The 18,030-nt window shown below is 71.1% G+C and carries 10 protein-coding genes and 1 pseudogene; 4 read left to right on the top strand and 7 right to left on the bottom strand.

Features of this window, described 5'->3' with window-relative positions:
• Positions 1-54 precede the first annotated feature (54 nt).
• Positions 55-1,806, bottom strand: coding sequence for a D-alanyl-D-alanine carboxypeptidase/D-alanyl-D-alanine endopeptidase (dacB, locus tag ACFO0C_RS19355; protein WP_378068043.1), 1,752 nt, complete (start codon positions 1,804-1,806; stop codon positions 55-57).
• A gap of 2,376 nt (positions 1,807-4,182) precedes the next feature.
• On the opposite strand from dacB, the gene ACFO0C_RS19350 reads away from it, so the two are divergent.
• Entirely contained in the window at positions 4,183-4,692 is a 510-nt protein-coding gene (locus ACFO0C_RS19350; protein ID WP_317789739.1) for an inorganic diphosphatase, read from the top strand.
• Positions 4,693-4,765: 73 nt separating this feature from the next.
• Here the strand turns inward: ACFO0C_RS19350 and eccD are convergent, their stop codons facing one another.
• Positions 4,766-6,181, bottom strand: a complete 1,416-nt coding sequence (gene eccD / locus ACFO0C_RS19345; RefSeq protein ID WP_378068042.1) for a type VII secretion integral membrane protein EccD — start codon at positions 6,179-6,181, stop codon at positions 4,766-4,768.
• 156 nt (positions 6,182-6,337) lie between these two features.
• Between eccD and eccCa the strand changes: the two genes are divergently transcribed.
• Both eccCa and mycP read left to right on the top strand, forming a co-directional pair.
• Positions 6,338-10,288: a type VII secretion protein EccCa gene (gene eccCa / locus ACFO0C_RS19340; RefSeq protein ID WP_378068511.1), complete on the top strand. Its 3,951-nt coding sequence runs from the start codon at positions 6,338-6,340 to the stop codon at positions 10,286-10,288.
• 225 nt (positions 10,289-10,513) lie between these two features.
• Positions 10,514-11,788, top strand: coding sequence for a type VII secretion-associated serine protease mycosin (mycP, locus tag ACFO0C_RS19335; protein ID WP_378068510.1), 1,275 nt, complete (start codon positions 10,514-10,516; stop codon positions 11,786-11,788).
• 625 nt (positions 11,789-12,413) lie between these two features.
• Here mycP and ACFO0C_RS19330 read toward each other — a convergent pair.
• The 5 genes and pseudogenes from ACFO0C_RS19330 to ACFO0C_RS19310 all read right to left on the bottom strand — a co-directional run bounded on the left by ACFO0C_RS19330 (position 12,414) and on the right by ACFO0C_RS19310 (position 17,000).
• Entirely contained in the window at positions 12,414-13,592 is a 1,179-nt protein-coding gene (locus tag ACFO0C_RS19330; protein WP_378068041.1) for a MarP family serine protease, read from the bottom strand.
• A 28-nt stretch (positions 13,593-13,620) separates the two neighbouring features.
• The gene (locus ACFO0C_RS19325) at positions 13,621-14,340 is read right to left on the bottom strand and encodes an NUDIX hydrolase (protein ID WP_378068040.1); all 720 of its coding nucleotides are present in this window, start codon (positions 14,338-14,340) and stop codon (positions 13,621-13,623) included.
• Positions 14,337-14,876: a TlpA family protein disulfide reductase gene (locus ACFO0C_RS19320; protein ID WP_378068039.1), complete on the bottom strand. Its 540-nt coding sequence runs from the start codon at positions 14,874-14,876 to the stop codon at positions 14,337-14,339. Before ACFO0C_RS19320 ends, ACFO0C_RS19325 begins: the two co-directional genes overlap by 4 nt.
• A 134-nt stretch (positions 14,877-15,010) precedes the next feature.
• Positions 15,011-15,787: pseudogene (nth, locus tag ACFO0C_RS19315) on the bottom strand (endonuclease III); the annotation flags it as partial.
• Between the two features lie 46 nt (positions 15,788-15,833).
• Positions 15,834-17,000: a CapA family protein gene (locus tag ACFO0C_RS19310; RefSeq protein WP_378068038.1), complete on the bottom strand. Its 1,167-nt coding sequence runs from the start codon at positions 16,998-17,000 to the stop codon at positions 15,834-15,836.
• Between the two features lie 207 nt (positions 17,001-17,207).
• Here ACFO0C_RS19310 and ACFO0C_RS19305 point away from each other — a divergent pair, with 207 nt between their 5' ends.
• A complete protein-coding gene (locus tag ACFO0C_RS19305; protein ID WP_014447921.1) occupies positions 17,208-17,885 on the top strand; it encodes a Crp/Fnr family transcriptional regulator in 678 nt (225 codons plus the stop codon).
• Positions 17,886-18,030 lie beyond the last annotated feature (145 nt).

Below are 18,030 nucleotides of genomic sequence, written 5' to 3'. Positions count from 1 at the left end.
GTGGAGCCCCGACCAGCGAGGGTGATGCCCCGACCAGCGAGGGTGGTGCCCCGATCAGCAGCCGCACGCCACCAATCTGGCCGCCACCTTGTCGAGTGCCGCCCGAGCCGCCGTCGCATCGGGGCCGCCCTTCGCCATGATCGCGAAGGCGAGCACTCGCCGCTCCTTGGTCACCAGCACTCCGGCCAGCGTGTTCACACCGCTCAGCGAGCCGGTCTTGGCCCGTACGACGCCCTGCGCCGTGGCATTGTCGCTGGGTGTGGCGAACCGCGTCTCCAGGGTTCCGGACCATCCGGCCACCGGCAGTCCGTTGAAGATATTGCCGAGCGCTGGCTCCGAGCCGCCGGCCGCCAGCGTCAGCGTCTCCACCAGCAGCGTCGGGGTGATGCCGTTGCGGTTGGAGAGGCCGCTGGCGTCGTACAACTTCGCCTGATCCGCCGGCAGCCCCAGCTCGAGCAGCTTGTCGCCCATCGCCTCGGCCGCACCGGCGAAGCTCGCCTCCTTGCCGGCCGCCAGCGCCACCTGCCGGCCCAGGACCTCGGCCAGCACGTTGTCGCTCTGCTGCAGCATCCAGTCGACGACCTGCACCAGCGGCGGCGACTGGACCTTGCCCAGCTCGGCGCCGGGCGTCCAGGTCGAGGCCTGCTCCGCCGACTCCACCTTCCCGGCGTTGCCCTTCTTCGTCTGCGGAGCGCCGATCATCTTGGCGAACAGCTTCCCCGCCGACAGCGCCGGATCGTCGAACCGCGGATCCCCACCGAACTCGTTGTGCACCGGTGCGATCCGGCCCGCGTTCGTCATCAGCGACTGGATGCGGGCCACCTGGCCACCCGGCGAGACGTCCCACGAGCTCCAGCCCGGAGCCGTCTCCGGCCCGTCGAACAGCGAGGTGTCCACCAGCACCCGGGTCGGCTTGACGTCGCCGAGCGCCTTCTTCACCTGCGCGGCCAGGTCGTCCAGCCGCGCCGCCCCCGGGAACAGGTCCTTGTCGGCCTCCCGGACGGCCAGCGTCGCGTCGCCGCCACCGATGATCACCACCTCACCCGGGGTGGCACCGGCAACCACCCGGGTCTCCAGGCGGTAGGCGGCGCCCCGCGCGGCCAGCACGGTCGCCGCGGTCAGCACCTTCGTCGTCGAGGCGGGCGTCGTCTGCTTCCCGGCGTTGCGCTCGTAGAGAACAGTGTCGCTCGCCACATCGAGCACCTGGATGTGCACGGTCGGGCCGAGGGCCTTCGCGTTCACCAGCGGGTCCAGGGCCGCTTTGACCGCCGCCAGGTCGGGCGCGGTGCCGTCGGCCTCCGCGGCCACCAGGACGGGTGTCGGCGTCGGTTCGGGCGTGGTCGGTGCGGGCGCAGGCGTGGTCGCGGCAGGTTCACCGCTCAACGCGTCCAGCCATCCGTCGACCGGTCCGGGCCGCACGATCAGGCCGGCTGCGCCGACCACGACAATCAAGATCAAAGCCGCGACCCATTTGGTACGCGACCCGCGCCCCGAACCCACACCGACGCTGTCACCAGCCCCGGCTCCGGTTTCGGTCGCGGGCGGCGCGGTCGGCACGCTGGCCCGGGCAACATTCAGCGGTACGGCCGCCCGCCCCGCCTTCCCGGCATCGGCCAGTTCCCCGGCCCTCGCTTTGCCGAGAGCACCGGCCGGCGCGGTGAGTCCACCGGCTCGCGCCCGGTCCAGGGCCGCGGGGGGTCCGGACAGTTCGCCGGCCCGCGCCCGGTCGAGAGCCCCGGCCGACCCCGTGGCCCGCGCACCGTCCACAACTCCGGCCGACCCGGCCACGGTCGCTTGACCGGCCACCGGCCCGGCTCCCGGCACAGCCGCCTTCGCCGCAGCCGCCCCGGCCACGCTCGCCGCCCCGCCGACTTGCGCAGATCCCTTGGCCGCAGATCCCGTGGCCGCAGCCGAACCCCCAACCTGAGCAGCACCCTTCACCGGCGGACCGCCGACCTGCGCGGCACCCTTCGCAGGCGGACCGCCGACCTGAGCAGCACCCTTCGCGGATGCCCCACCGTCCGCTGTCCCTGGCGCACCGCTGACCGGTGCCGCACCCTTCGCGGATGCCCCACCGTCCGCTGTCCCTGGCGCACCGCTGACCGGTGCCCCACCCTTCGCGGCCGGGCCACTGCCCTGCGAGGACTCCTTGGTCGGCGTCTGTCCGGCCGCCTTCGTCTCGGCACCCGCCGCACCGTGCGGCGCGGATCGGCCGGCGCTCTGCTTGCCACCCCCGGCAACCTGGCCGAGTAGAGCTGTCCGATCCGGGTCGACCGGACGCGGCAGCGCGGCGGTGCGATCCGGATCGGCCGGAGGTTGTAGCGCCGCGGTGCGTTCCGGGTCGGCCGGAGGTTGTAGTGCCGCGATGCGATCCGGGTCGACCGGACGTTGTAGCGCCGCGGTGCGATCCGGATCGACCGGACGTTGTAGCGCCGCGGTGCGATCCGGATCGACCGGACGTTGTAGCGCCGCGGTGCGATCCGGATCGGAGGAAGCGCCGATGCTCACCGTCCGGTCCGGGTCAACGCCCGGTTTGATGACGGCGGTCTGGTCAGGATCGGCTGGTCGACCTTGACCGACCTGGCCACCCTGACTGGCCTCATTACCTTGGCCTGATTTGTCGCTTTGGCCGGAATTTGCGTTCTGGCTGGCTGGCGTGCCGCTCTCCCCCGGGGAGGCACCGCGACTGCCTTGATCTGAACCGTCGCCCTCACCAGCGCCCGACCCGGCCCCGGCAGCCTGATTCGAGCCTGTTGCAGAACTGCCGCCCGAACCCTGGCTGGACTTCACCGCACGACCGGGACCGGCACTCTCACCGAGATCCTTGGGACGCCGCGGGGCAGTGCCGCCTCCCGGTTCGCCGGATGCAGCGGATTCGGTGGGCCGCCCCGGATCCGCACCGGAAGCCGCTGGCCCGGCCGACCCGGAAACCGAAGGCCCAGCCGACCCGGAAGCCGAAGGCCCAGCCGACCCGGAAACCGAAGGCCCAGCCGACCCGGAAACCGAAGGCCCAGCCGACCCGGAAACCGAAGGCTTGGCCGGTCCGGAAGCCCACGCGCCGAGCGCCGTGCCCTGCGCCGGGCGGCCACCGGGCCAGTTGCCCGACGGCCCCGGCCCACTCGGCGGATAGTGTCCGCTTCCTCCCGCCGCCGGCGACACGGAACCCTGCCCCGGACGATTCGCCAGCGTAGGGGCCGCACCTCCCACCTGCGGAGTCTGACCACGATCCGACGCGGTCGCTGCTTGGTCCGGACCGTGCGCCGGCACACCAGCCGTGTGGAGCGACTCGCTTTCCGGAGACCGCTGCACCGGGATCAATCTCGGCGTAGCGCCCTGCCCCGAGGGCGCCTGAACCGATCCCGCCTGACCGGCGCCCGGCCGCGGGTCCGCTGCCGACGATTCGCTGGACGTGGACTGATTCGGCACCGCCGCACGACCCGGTGCCGAAGCTGGGGTCTCCGGCACCGCGCCCGGTCCGGCGGCGGATTCGCGGGAGACAGCCTCCGACCCCGGGACGAAGGTCAGCGGAAGCCGCCCCTGAGCCGGCCTGTTCCCAGCGGCGGACTGACCCGCTGAAGGAACCTGCGGCTCGGCATCCGGATCTGGCGAAGCAGACGGGAGCGATGCCGCCGTGGGCGAAACCGGCGCGGGCGAAACCGGCGCAGGTGAAGCCGCCACCGGAGGATCAAACTGCGCAGATGACTCGGAAGGGGATGAAACGGGTGCCGAAGGGGCCGGTTCGGCATCAGCGGACCCCGGAACGGCCTCAGCAGAGGGGACCGGCGAGGCCGTGGACTCCGGCCGCGATGGACGCTCCTGGCCGCTGTCACCCATCGACGGAGTATCGCCTGCCCGAGCGGGCGACACCCCCGCATCGGCTCGCGACGAATCCAGGTCGTCCAAATTGTCCGATATTGTCGAAGTTGAGGGTGACGAATCGGTCGTTCTCTTACCCTCTACAGGGCCAGGTTGCGAACTCGACACGCCGTTCTCGTCCGGACCGTCATGTGAATCTTGCCTCGTCACACGCCCCTCCTCGCCCGTGGCGTCAGACTTAGGGGAGACTAGCGACATCCGGCACACCGTTGCGCGCGGATCCTGCGGGCCCTGCTTCCATGCCCCGCTTCCCCGCCCGGCGGACCACCGGTCTATTCAAGCGGGCAAGCAAAAGGGGAGCGAATAATGGATTTCGACGTCTTGGTTGAGATCCCCAAGGGGCAGCGCAACAAGTACGAGGTGGACCACAAGACCGGACGTATCCGGCTGGACCGGACCCTCTTCACCGCGACACAGTATCCCGCGGACTACGGCTACATCGAGGGCACCCTGGGCCAGGACGGCGACCCCCTGGACGCGCTGGTCCTGATCCAGGAGCCGACGTTCCCCGGTTGCCTGGTCCGGGCTCGCGCGATCGGCATGTACCGGATGACCGACGAGAAGGGCCGCGACGACAAGGTCATCTGCGTCCCGTTCGAGGACCCGCGTCAGGAGCACCTGCGCGACATCCACCACCTGGGTGAGTTCGACCGCCTGGAGATCCAGCACTTCTTCCAGGTCTACAAGGACCTGGAGCCGGGCAAGTCGGTCGAGGGCGCGACCTGGGTCGGCCGGATCGAGGCCGAGGCCGAGATCCGCGCCTCCTTCAAGCGTGAGGAAGCCGCCCAGGCCGAGGGCGAGCACGGAGAGCACTGACCGCACGCTCCCGCGAACCGCTGAACGACCGCACCTGCGAGGCTCCGGCCCCGCAGGTGCGGTCGTATCACGATCAGGTCAGGCCGGAAACCGCGCTGTACAGGCCGGTCACGGCGCAGGCGACCGGGATCACCGAGATCACGATCAGGGCGTCGACGATGTCGGCGGCCCGGCCCAGGTAGGGCGAGGCCGGCCGGTCCGCATAGCGCGCGCCGGCGATCACCGTGACCAGTGCCACCAGCACCGCGCCGGCGATCACCGCGGGCAGGGCGTCACCCGCGCCGTTGAGCAGGTCGATGCCGAGGGCCGCACCGCCGGCCAGACCGGCGGCGAGCACCGGCACCCGGTGCCGGCTGGTGACGAAGAGCCGCGACCGTAGCAGCAGGGCGAGCGAGCTCACCGCGATCAGGGCGCGGGACGCGAGCGTCCCGGCGGTGGCGAGCACGGCGAAAGCGCCGACGGCCAGCGCGGCGTGGCCGAGGAGCAGGCCCGACAGAAGCTCATCGGTACGGGCGACCGACGCGAAGACCACTCCCCGCTCCGGCAGTCTGCGCACCGGGTCGGCAGAGTTCCGGGCCGCCTCGTCGGTGATCGACTCGGCGCCCGGCGGCAGGGTGACCGGCGGCAGCGGGGTCCGCCCGAACCGGACCGCGAGCAGCGGAAGCATCCCGATGCCGCAGACCAGTAACGAGATCAGGATCGCCGCTCCGCCGGCTGCGGCGGTGAACAGCCCGGTGGCGGCGGTCAGTGCCCCGAGCAGCCCGACCACGACGCCGGCGGTGAAGAACCGGGCTCCCGCGGCCACTCCGGCGCCGGCCAGCGCCGAGACGAGGAGCACCGCGACCGACCCGGCGAGCAGTTCCGGCCCACCCAGCCAGGGCACCGGGGAGAGGGCGCCACCACCGTCGTACGCGGTGATCAGAAGTGCACCACCGGCGAAGGCGTAGGGCAGCGCGTAACCGCCGAGGGCCACACCGGCACGGGCGTCACCGTAGGCACGGGAGGCGACCGTCGCGACGAGGGTGAGCAGGATCGCGACGCCGAGCCCGACCACACCGGGCACCCCGCCGGTGCCGTTGCCGAGCAGTGCGGGAATGCCCAGTCCGAGGGGCACCGCGGCGGCCGCCAGGGTGGCCGTACGGCTGGCGGCCGGGGTCCACACACCTCCGCGACGGCGGGCTCCCTCGGCGATGGCCTCGACCACGTCGTCGTATTCGAGTTCCGGCCACTCCTCACCGGCCGGCACGAGGTGGAGCACTTCGCCGTCCCGTACACCCTGGGGGTGAAGACCTTGAGCGGTCGCCAGGGCGACGCCGTCGCCGCGCCGCAGCACCCACCCGCCGTGCCGCTCGCCCTCGTCGGCGAGGCCCTCGCCGGCGTGCCGCAGGACCTCGGGCAGCAGCTCGGCCAGGGGCACCTGCTCGGGGAGGGCCACGTCGACCCGCCGTTGCGGCGCGCTGATGGTCACGCGGGCCAGACCGACGCTCACCTGGTAGTCCTTCCGTTCGTCCACAGCCAGTTACGGGGGTTATCCACATCGACCGGGACGAGGCTGCGGGATCGACGGAACTTTACCTAGAGTGGGCCGGTCGTGAAGTCCCGAGATCGGACGGGGCTGCCGGAGCCGGAGTTCAAGGGGGCGGGGATGGGCACCGTGATGATCAAGCGGGCGGCCCGTCGACCGGCTCCGGAGATCCCCGAGGGGCAGCTGACCGTCGAGGCGCCGCCGGAGATTCCGGAGGCCACGGGTTCGCGCTGGCAGCAGTGGCTGATGGCGTTGCCGATGCTGGGCGGCACGATGGCCATGGCGATGATGATGGGCCAGGGGCGCGGGGGCGCGTACTCGTACGTGATCGGTGGTCTTTTCGGGGTCTCCTCGCTGGCCATGATGATGACCTCGTTCGGTGCCTCGGGGGCGCCGCGCAAGGCCGAGATGATGGCCGCCCGCCGGGAGTATCTGCGGCATCTCGCCTCGCTGCGCAAACGGGTCCGGGAGACCGCGCGGATGCAGCGGCTCGGCCTTCTCTACCGGCATCCCGATCCGGAGCGGCTGTGGTCGACGGCCGACAGCCACCGGGTGTGGGAGCGCCGTCCCGGTGACCCCGATTTCGGCGTGGTGCGGGTCGGTCTGGGCCCGCAGACGCTGGCGACACCCTTGATCCCGCCGGTGACCCGGCCGCTGGACGAGCTGGAGCCGATGACCGCCGGTGCGCTGCGCCGGTTCCTCGACGCCTATTCGGTGGTGCCGGACCTGCCTGTGGCGATGTCGCTGCGCGGGTTCGCCCGGGTGTTCGTGCGCGGTGACGCCCCGGGCGCCGAGGGGCCGCGGGCGCTGGTCCGGGCGGTGCTGACCCAGCTGGCCGTCTTCCACGCGCCGGAGGACCTGGTGATCGCGGTGTGCGCGGGCCGGGAGGCGCGGCAGCACTGGGAGTGGATCAAATGGCTGCCGCACGCCCAGCACCCGTCGCTGAGCGACGCGCTGGGCCCGATCCGGTTGGTCGCCGGTGACGAGCCACGGCTGGCCGAGGTGCTGGAGCGGGTGATCGGCTCACGGCCGCGGTTCCATCCGGGCGGCGCCGGCGGGAGCACCCCGCACGTGCTGGTCGTCGTCGACGGCGCCGAGCCGGCCACCACCCGGCTCGACGACGCGCTCGACGGTCTGACCGTCCTCGACCTGGACACCATGCCGCCCCGGCTGCTGGACCGGTCGTCGCTGGTCCTGGAGGTGCGCACCGACGGCATCCTCGGTACCTGGACGATGGATCACGAGAGTGAGGCGGGCCGTGCGGACGGGCTGACCGTCGACGAGGCCGAGTCGGTGGCCCGGCGGCTGGCGCCGCTGCGCCTTGCGACCGCGGCCGACCCCGGTGGCGGCACCCCGGCCGCGGCCGAGACCGGCCTGCCGGAGCTGCTGGGCATCCCCGACCCGGAGAACTTCTCGGTGAGCCGTGGCTGGCCGGCCCGCCCGCACCGGGACAGGTTGCGGGTGCCGATCGGCGTGAGTGACGACGGCATGCCGGTCGAGCTGGACCTGAAGGAGTCGGCACAGGACGGTATGGGCCCGCACGGCCTGCTCGTCGGCGCGACCGGCTCCGGCAAGTCGGAGCTGCTGCGCACGCTGGTGCTGGCGCTGGCGGCGACCCACTCGTCGGAGATCCTCAACTTCGTCCTGATCGACTTCAAGGGCGGCGCCGCGTTCGCCGCCTGTGACCGGCTGCCGCACACCGCCGCGCTGGTCACCAACCTGGAGGACGCGCTGCCCCTGGTCGACCGGATGGCCGACGCGCTGGAGGGCGAGCTGAGCCGGCGGCAGGAGCTGCTGCGCAAGGCCGGCAACTACGCGGGACAGTTCGACTACGAGAAGGCGCGGGCCGGTGGTGCGCCGCTGGCGCCGCTGCCGACGCTCTTCGTGGTCTGTGACGAGTTCACCGAGATGCTGGAGAAGCGTCCGCACTTCATCGACATCTTCCTGCAGATCGGCCGGCTCGGCCGGTCGCTCGGCGTGCACCTGCTGCTGGCCAGCCAGCGGCTGGAGGACGGCCGGCTGCGCGGTCTGGACACCCACCTGTCGTACCGGATCGGTCTGCGGACGTTCTCGGCACTGGAGTCGCGGGCGGTCCTCGGTGTGCCCGACGCGTACGAGCTGCCCCGCTCCCCCGGCAACGGATACATGAAGTTCGGCACCGAGCCGCTCATCCGGTTCAAGGCGGCCTACGTGGGTGGCCCGGTCCGGCGGGGTGGCCGGTCCAGCGGGCGCGCCGACCACGGCGGCGTCCAGGTGCTGCCGTGGACCACCCAGCACGTGGCGCTGCCCGCGGCCGCTCCGAAACCGGTGCAGACCACCGACGACGACGGTCCGAAGCTGGCCGACGTGATGATCGAGCGGCTGATCGGCCAGGGACCACCGGCACACCAGGTGTGGCTGCCGCCGCTGGACGAGTCGGCGCTGCTCGACGAGTTGCTCGGCCCGGTCGGTGTCACGCCCGGCCGTGGGCTGACCTTCACCAACCCGGCGCTGCACAACCGGCTCCAGGTACCGATCGCGGTCATCGACAAGCCGCGCGAGCAGGTCCGCGACGTCATGTGGCTCCAGTTGGCCGGCGCGGCCGGGCACATCGCCGTGGTCGGTGGCACGCAGAGCGGCAAGTCGACGGCGCTGCGGACCCTGGTGTGCGGGCTGGCGCTCACCCACACCCCGGCCGAGGTGCAGATCTACTGCATGGACTTCGGTGGCGGCGGTCTGGGGACACTGCGTGACCTTCCGCATGTGGGCGGGGTTTTCGCGCGGCTCGAGGCGGAGGGGGTGCGGCGGACCGTCGGCGAGATGGTGACCCTGCTCGCCGAGCGGGAGGCCCGGTTCACCGAGCTGGGCGTCGAGTCGATGGCGGCCTACCGCAGCCGGCGTGCGGGCGGCGGCAACGATCCGTTCGGCGACGTGTTCCTGGTGGTCGACGGCTGGAGCACGATCCGCAAGGAGTTCGAGGAGCTGGAGCCGGTCCTCACCGACCTGGCGACCCGCGGCCTGTCCTACGGCATCCACCTGGTGGCCGCGACCTCCCGCTGGATGGACTTCCGGCCCGCGGTCCGTGACCTCTTCGGCTCCCGGCTCGAGCTGCGCCTCGGTGACCCGTCGGACTCGATCATCGCCCGGCGCGCGGCCGAGTCGGTACCGGACGAGGCGCCCGGCCGCGGCATGATCCCGCATCCGGCCGACCGGGCAAAGGGCCTGCACCTGCTCACGGTCCGGCCCGAGGTCAGCTCGATCGGCGACACCGCGGCGCTGATCAAGTCGATCGCGGCAGCCTGGGACGGGCAGCCCGCCCCGCGGGTGCGCCTGCTGCCCGCCTCGGTGCCGTACACGGCGCTCGACGTGGACCGGGGCAGCGGCCTGCGGATCCCGATCGGTATCGCCGAGGCCGACCTGCGGCCCGTCGAGATCGACTTCGCGTCCGACCCGCACTTCCTGCTCTTCGGTGACGCCGAGTCCGGTAAGACGTCGTTCCTGCGGTCGATCGCGACGACGCTGACCCGCCGGTTCCGGCCGGAGGAGTGCCGGATCATCCTGGTCGACTACCGGCGCAGTCTGATCGACCTGCCCGAATCGGAACACCGCATCGGGTACGGCATGCAGGCCCAGCAGACACAGGACCTGATCCTGTCCGCCGCCGGGTACATGCAGAGGCGCCTGCCCGGCCCCGAGGTCACCGCCCGCGAGCTGCAGGAGCGCTCCTGGTGGACCGGGCCGGAGCTGTTCGTCCTGGTCGACGACTACGACCTGGTCGTGGCCGGACCGACGAACCCGATCACCCCGCTCGTGGAGTACCTGCCACAGGCCCGGGACATCGGCCTGCACCTGGTCCTGACGCGGCGCTCCGGCGGGGCCGGACGGGCGCTCTACGAGCCGGTGATCCAGCGGCTGCGCGAGTTGTCGGCGCCCGGCCTGGTGATGTCCGGGTCGCCGGAGGAGGGCGCGCTGGTCGGGAATGTGAAGCCGTACCCTCTGCCACCCGGCCGGGGCCGCCTCGTCACCCGTCGTGAGGGCACGCGCCTGATCCAGGTCGCGCACGTGCCGCCGTTCCGCGATCAAGGTCGCTGAACAGACATCCGGTGCGATTGGACGCCACCGACCGGAGCGACACGCCGGTACGAGGGAGTAATCTCCCTCCATCGACTGACGACATCGATTGACGACCGACTCCGTAGCGATTGACCGAAGCCACGACCGACCGTCTAAGAATGGCGACGCCGACCCGTGACCAGTGAGCATCGAAACCCGGCCGCACCGGCCGCGTTGCGTGGCACCCTCCGGCGGTCCGCGGCGGTGAGCCGCGGCGGGCAGCGGCTCGGCGCGGCCGCGCTGGCCGGCCTCATCGCGTTCGGCGCGCCGGCTGCCGCGAGCGCCGCGCCACCGCTGACCGAGCCGGTCGTCAACAGCGACACCGTCCGGGCCGACCAGTGGCAGCTGAGTGCGCTCAACCTGACCGACGCCTGGAATTACTCGGACGGCGCCGGCGTCACGGTTGCGGTCCTCGACTCGGGCGTCGACGCCCACCACGCCGACCTGGAGGGTCAGGTGCTGCCCGGCGTCGACCTGGTCGCCGGTAAGGGCGACGGCGAGAGCGACCCGGTCGGTCACGGCACCACGGTGTCGGCGATCATCGCGGGCCGCAACGACGACCAGGCCGGTGTCGTCGGCATCGCCCCGAAAGCCAAGATCCTGCCGGTCCGGGTGCTCGACGAGGACAACCGCTACGACGACGCCCTGATCGTGGCGAAGGGACTGCGATGGGCGGTCGACAACGGCGCCAAGGTGGTGAACATGTCGCTCGGCGGCAGTGGTTCCAGCCCCACCCTGGCCGCCGCCATCGACTACGCGTTCGCCAAGGACGTCGTGGTGATCGCCTGTACTGGGAACGCTACCGGCACGAGCACGTCGAAATCGTCGAATTACGGCGTCTGGTATCCGGCTCGCGAGCCCGGCGTGATCGCGGTCGGCGGTACCGACCGTGACGGCGAGAGTCTCTGGAGCGGCTCGATCCGCGGCAAGGAGACAGTGGTCACGGCACCCGCGACCGACCTGGTCGGTGCCCGTCCCGGCCCCGTTGGGTATTGGCGGGTCCAGGGCACCAGTTTCGCGGCGCCGATGGTCGCGGCGACGGCGGCGCTGATCCGCTCCCGCTGGCCGGACATGTCAGCCGCCGAGGTCGTCAACCGGATCATCCGGACCGCGTCGGACCGTGGTGCACCCGGGCGTGACCCCGAGTTCGGTTTCGGCCTCATCGACCCGGTCAAGGCACTCACCGCCGACGTACCGTTCGTCACCGGCAACCCGCTCGACACCACGCCGCCGGCCGGGGTGGCCCGGTTCGGCAGTGCGCCGTCCTCCGGGCAGGCCCAGTCGGCGCCGCAGGCGAGTGTTCAGGCGCAGGGTCCCACCACCGCGGTCCCGGGCGGCAACACCGGTGGCTGGGCCGCGCCGGCCGCACCGGAGCCGGCCGGTTCGTCGACGGGCCGCTGGATAGCGATCGCCCTGTTCCTGCTGTCCGCGGTCGCCGCCGCGATCACGATCCGCCGCTTCGCGGCCACGACAGGCTAAATCCCTCCTTCGGTACGCCCGAAGCGCGCCGCCACCACCGCACGTGGGGGGCCGAGAGAGACGTTGGGGGTGGCCGAGAGAGACGTGGGGGGTGGCCGAGAGAGAAACGCTGAGCCCTCGGACGACCGAAGCCCCCAGGCCCGCGGACCTCGGCAGCTCGAAGGAAACGCCTCAGCCCGGACGTGCGGCGCCGCCATCGAGGTGCCGCTGAGCTGACGATCTGCGGGTCGGCGAACACGGCCACAGCGCCATCACATCTCACTGAAGCGGCCGCTGACGGATCATGCCCCGGGCCGGTTAACCGCGGTTGGCGCGTGTGGGCGAGCCTCGTCGGGTCCGTTCGCGGTCTGACAGGGGAGGCGCATCTTCGGTCGGATGCACGTCAAGGCGACGTCTCGCCCTGGGCGACTGGCGTCACCTCGCGGAATGCGGCGTCTCGATCAGGGCGCGGCCGCATGAAACGGCGATTGGCGGGAAAGTGTGCAGGGTGCGGGACGTGGACGGCTGGGGAGGGACCGCCTCAGCCCGGATGGGCGCGTTTCGGCCATGCGGGAACGCAGCGGCCGCGTGGATGCCACGGGAGGGGTGGCTGCGGTCCGGGAGAGCGGCGACCGTACGAGAAATGTCAGGCGCACTCGCCCGTGCGGACCTCGCGCGTGTTCGCTCGCCCGCTCTGAGCGACCGGGGCCGCCTCGTCGGCGGTGAGGGCGAAACCGACGTTCTTGTCGTCGGCGGCCGCCGCGAAGATGACGCCGAGGACGTCGCCGTTGGGGTCGATCAGCGGGCCGCCCGAGTTGCCGCTGCGGACCAGCGACTTGATCGTGTAGATCTCCCGGGTCACGTCGCCGGACTCGTAGATGTCGGGACCGGTGATGTCGCCGACGTCACGGACACGGGCGGACTGCGCGTTGTACGGCCCGTCCTGTGGATAACCGAGGACGATGGCGCTGGCGCCGGTCGCGGCCTCCTTGTTGACGAACTTCATCACCGGGGCATCGAGGCCGGGCACGTAGATGACGGCCAGATCGCGTTTGGGGTCGTAGACGACGACCTTGCCCTCGATCTGGCGGCCGCCGCTCTCGACGACGACCTCGCGGGTGCCGGCGACCACGTGCGCGTTGGTCATGACGCGCTCGGTGGCGTAGACGAAGCCGGTGCCTTCGATACGGCGGGAGCAGCTCGGCGCCGAACCGAGGATCTTCAGGACCGAGCTCTTCGAGTCCTTGACGACCTTCGAACCGGCCAGTGCCGGGTCGGGGGCGGCGACCTCACGGGCCTGCGTGCGGGCGAGTCCGCCGAAGACGTCGGGGAAGCCGTTGGTGTCGAGGGTGTCGCGCAGCCCGGAGGAGAGGGCCCGCACCTCCTCGGGGACGAGCTCGGTGACACCGCCGAGGATCGCGCTGTCCCGGACCGCCGCGTTGATCGCGGGGAACGGCGTCGAGCCGAACGGGACGGCGACCAGCCACGCCGCGAAGAGGACCGCGACCACCGAGACGAGCGCGCCACCGGCGTCGTCCAGGTACTGCACCGGTTTGCTCTGAATGACCTGGCGCAGGTTCGTGCCGAGCCAGCCGGCCAGGGTCTGGCCGAGGACCGCGAGGACGAGGATGACGCCGAGCGCGACGACGAGCCGCACCGTGCCGTTCTCGAACTGGCGGGCCAGCAGCGGACCGAGCTGCAGACCGATGAGCACGCCACTGAAGAAGCCACCGAGCGACAGCGCGCCGATGACGAAGCCCTGGCGGTATCCGCTGATCGCGAACAGCACCATGACCACGATCAGGAAAATATCGACCACGGGCACTCACTCAGCGTAGAAGTCGCAGGCCATCTCACGGCACCACCTCATCCGGCGCACCGCCGCGAGCGGCCGGAACGGGGGCGGTGGCGTCCGGAAGTTCGACGATGCGGCCCGGCTCCCAGGGGAGCGCCCAACCGGCCATGTCCAGCAACGCAGCGATCACTCCCGCCGTGAAACCCCAGACGAGCAGCCCCCGGACCTGGAACGCGGGCCCGATCCAGCCGCTCGGATGTCGCACCCGGATACGGTTCGCGGGGTCCGCGAGTTCACTGATCGGCAGCCGGGCGACATGTGCGACCTCGGCCGGCTGCAACGGATGCACCGGATGTGGCTTTCGCCACCAGGCGAGAACCGGGCTGACCACGAAGCCGCTGACCGGGATCCACAGGTCCGGCAGGAGTGCCAGGACCTCGGCCGACGAAGGGTCGAGACCGACCTCCTCGTTGGCTTCGCGCAGGGCGGTGGCCGGGGCGTCGGCGTCGTCCGGGTCGGTGGCGCCGCCGGGGAAGGCGGGCTGGCCGGCGTGGTTGCGCATGGTCGCCGCCCGCTGCAGGATCAGCAGGTCAGGGCGGCCGGGATGGTCATCGTCCTCGCCGATCAGGACCAGGACCGCGCTGGACCGGCCGCCGGTGCCGACCGGGCGGCGCAGGGTGGTGAAATCCTCGGTCCGGCACTCGCCGACCCTGGTGAGCAGTGGCTCGAACCAGTCGGGCAGACCGTCGGGCCGCCCCAGTACCTCGCCCCGGCTCATCGGGCCACCGTAACGCCGAACTGTTTCCGGACCTGCTCGATCAATTGGTCGACGTCCATGGCGTTGCGATGCACGTACATCCCCCCGTCGGCGTTGATGAAGACGGTGGCGGGGAGCATCGTGACCCCGAGCTCGCCGGCGAACCGCATCTCCTGATCGAAGAGGGTCGGAAAGCTGACACTCCGATCGGTGGCGAAGTCTGCGCCCCGCTCGCGCGTGTCGCGGGTGTCGACCCCGATGACGGCGAACCGGCCGTCGGCCCGGTCGGCGAGCCCCTGGAAGACCGGTAGCTCCTCGCGACACGGGCCGCACCAGGAGCCCCACAAGTTGATCACCGCGGGGCCGCGCAGGTCGCGCAGCCGCACGTCGGCGCTGCCGGTGAAGCACGGGAGCGAGATGTCGGGAATTTCGGAAACGGTCCCCCCGGTGAGGGCGTCGCACGCCGCGAACGGTGACGGAATCTCCGGCTCCTCGACGGAGGCGGTGCACCCGGAGAGCACGGTTGCGGCGGCCAGCCCCGCAAGAATCCGCCTCACAACGCCTCCGGCTCGACGAAGACGTCTTCACCGGCGAGACCCGAGGCATCAGGGTCGGCCGGGGTGGCGGCGGGATCGGCGGTCGGGGAGGAGGCCGGGACCAGGTCCGGATCGGCGGCCGGGACCAGGTCCGGATCGGCGGCCAGAGCGGAGGCCGGGACCAGGTCCGGATCGACGCCCGCGGCCGCCGCCAGATCGCGTGCCCGCGGCCCCTTGAGCAGCTTCGCCGCCGGCGCGGCCTCGGTCGGCCCGGTCCCATAAGCCGGGCACATGCTCGCCAGGGTGCACGCCCCGCAAGCAGGCGTCCGCGCATGGCAGACCCGCCGCCCGTGGAAGATCACCCGATGCGACAGCATCGTCCAGTCGCGTTTCTCGATCATCTCGGCGACGGCGAACTCGATCTTCACCTCGTCCTGCTCGTCGACCCAGCCGAACCGGTTGGTGAGCCGCCGGAAGTGGGTGTCGACGGTGATGCCGGGGACGCCGAACGCGTTGCCGAGCACCACGTTGGCCGTCTTACGGCCGATGCCGGGCAGTTTCACCAGCTGCTCCAGCTTGCGCGGGACCTGACCGTCATGCCGCTCCAGCAGCGCCTGGCCGAGCCCGATCAGCGAGTTGGTCTTGGCCCGGAAGAAGCCGGTGGGCCGCAGCAGCGTCTCCATCGCGGCCCGGTCGGCACCGGCGTAGTCGGCGGCCGTGCGGTAGCGCCGGAACAGCTCGGGAGTGACCTGATTGACCCGGACGTCGGTGGTCTGGGCGGACAGGATCGTCGCGACCGCGAGCTCGAGCGGATTGGTGAAGTCGAGCTCACAGTGCGCGTCGGGATGGGTCTCGGCGAGCACGCGGGCCATCTTGCGGGCCCGGCGTTTACGGCCCAGCTCCGTCTCACCCGCGAAGCGCCGGGGAGGGATGGTCGCGGCGCGGGGTCGGGTCACCGGTAAAGAGTACGTCGGCCGGTCATGCGGACGGCTTGATGCTCCCGTCGGCCCCGATGACGGCGGCGGTCTCGTCGAAGTCGGCCTCCGACAGCTCGGCGACCATCTTGCGGCCGCGATCGTCGGCCTTGTCCCTGGTCGGGACGCCGGCATCGTTGAGGTACGTGGAGACGAACTTCCCCTCCACATACTCACCCTCCTTGGTGAGCGACACATGCAGGACGCCGGAGTACTTGAGGACGCCGTTGCGGGACAGGGTCCGGCCGCCACCGGCGAAGTTGCCGAGGCTGTACGCGATCAGCTTGCCCTTGTAGAACTCCATGCCCCGGAGCACGTGCGGTCCGTGCCCGACGACCAGGTCGGCCCCGGCGTCGATGACGGTATGACTGAACTTGATCGGGTCGCCCCGGTTCTCGCCGAAGAACAGCTCGTTGCCCGGTTTCACGTGCGTCTTGTCGGAGCCCTCGGCGCCCATGTGCACCTGGACCACGACGAGGTCGGCCTTCTCCTTGGCGGAGGCGACGACGGCCTCGGCGGCGTCCAGGTCGTTCAGGTTGTTGGCTCCGGCGTACGGCGAGAAGCCGACCACCGCGACCTTGACGCCCTTGACGTCGACGACGGTGATCTGGTCCTCCGCGCCGGTGTGCTCCAGGCCGGCGCTCTCCAGCGCCTCCACCGTGTTCTGGTAGCCCTGCGACCCGTAGTCCTTGGAGTGGTTGTTGGCCGTGTTGAGCAGCTGGAACCCGGCGTCCTTGAGGTGCTCGGCGTAGGCCGGCGGCGACCGGAAGGCGAAGCAGTTGGGCCGTTTCGGCGTGCCGCACTTGGAGGTGCCGGTGTCGCCGGTGAGCGGCTGCTCCAGGTTGCCCATGACGAAATCGGACTCGAGCGCCTCGGTCACCGAGTCGAAGAAGCCCTCGCCGTCGTTCGCCGGGAGCTTGTTGGGCGCGTCGCCCATGATGATGTCGCCGGTCGCGGAGAGGCTGATCGACTCGGCCTGCGCCGACTCCTTCACCGGTTTCCCGCTGACTGCCGTGGCCGGTGCGGATCCGGATGGCGCGTTCCAAACCGGGTCGGCATCACCGCCCACAAGGCCACAACCCCCCAAAGCCGCCCCAAACAGGACAAGAGAAGCAATAGTGACTGCTCGGAAGGACTGGCTCGTGCAGCGGGTCCGGGGGTGCGAATTCATCGACAAGGACGATACCGTCGCCCGGCAAGCGGGATCGACGGACGAAAGGCCTGTCCTGATATGCCCGGACCGCTGAATTGCCACAAGCGGTCAGGGCATTTCCTGTTACCGTCCAGTATCTGGATCAAGGGGTGGCCGCCCGTTTCTCGCCCGCGTGCGCCTAGACTGATCGAGCGCAGACGTTGCGCGTTTTCGAAAGGTGCGGCGATGGATGAGGTACTGGCCCGGAGCGGAATCTTTCAGGGTGTAGACCCGGAAGCCGCCGAGGCGCTCGCCAAGGAGATGGACACGATCGAAGTCCGCAAGGGCGACGTGGTCTTCAATGAGGGCGAGGCCGGCGACAGCCTGTATATCGTTCTGTCCGGAAAGATCAAGCTCGGTCGCCGAGCGGCTGACGGCCGGCAGAACCTCGTCTCCATCATGGGGCCGTCCGACATGCTGGGCGAGCTCTCCCTCTTCGACCCCGGGCCGCGTACGGCGACCGCCACCGCGGTGACCGACAGCCGCCTGGCCCGGTTGAAGAAGTCGTCGCTGCGCCCGTGGCTGAACAACCGGCCCGAGATCGCCGAGCAGCTGCTCCGCGTCCTGGCCCGCCGCCTGCGCCGGACCAACGACGCGCTCGCCGACCTGATCTTCACCGACGTGCCCGGTCGCGTCGCGAAGAACCTGCTGCAGATGGCGGGCCGTTTCGGCACCCGTGACGGCGGCGTCCTGCGGGTGACCCACGACCTCACCCAGGAGGAGCTGGCCCAGCTGGTCGGCGCCTCCCGCGAGACGGTCAACAAGGCGCTCGCCGACTTCGCCTCGCGCGCCTGGCTCCGCCTCGACGGCAAGAGCGTGATCATCCTGGACCCGGAGCGTCTGGCCCGCCGCGCCCGCGTCTGATCCCCGCTTATAAGGGGCTGTCCCGTCGGGACAGCCCCTTAATCGTGCTGTTCCACCTGTCCGTGTCGCATCACCTCGGCCACTCGTTACGGAGGTGGCCGAGAGGCATCGGTACGGACAGGAGAGGGCGCGGCATTGAAGGCAG

The sequence above is a fragment of the Actinoplanes subglobosus genome (genome assembly GCF_042650585.1).
Classification (GTDB): Bacteria; Actinomycetota; Actinomycetes; order Mycobacteriales; family Micromonosporaceae; genus Actinoplanes; species Actinoplanes subglobosus.
Note: the sequence above shows the minus strand (reverse complement) of the source record. Positions and strands in the feature narration are given on the sequence as shown.

Bases quoted from the DNA above. Each gene is read 5' to 3' on its own strand.
- ACFO0C_RS19350 (WP_317789739.1), top strand. From the start codon at position 4,183: ATGGATTTCGACGTCTTGGTTGAGATCCCCAAGGGGCAGCGCAACAAG.
- ACFO0C_RS19325 (WP_378068040.1), bottom strand. From the start codon at position 14,340: ATGAGCCGGGGCGAGGTACTGGGGCGGCCCGACGGTCTGCCCGACTGG.
- ACFO0C_RS19310 (WP_378068038.1), bottom strand. From the start codon at position 17,000: ATGAATTCGCACCCCCGGACCCGCTGCACGAGCCAGTCCTTCCGAGCA.
- ACFO0C_RS19305 (WP_014447921.1), top strand. From the start codon at position 17,208: ATGGATGAGGTACTGGCCCGGAGCGGAATCTTTCAGGGTGTAGACCCG.
- eccCa (WP_378068511.1), top strand. From the start codon at position 6,338: ATGGGCACCGTGATGATCAAGCGGGCGGCCCGTCGACCGGCTCCGGAG.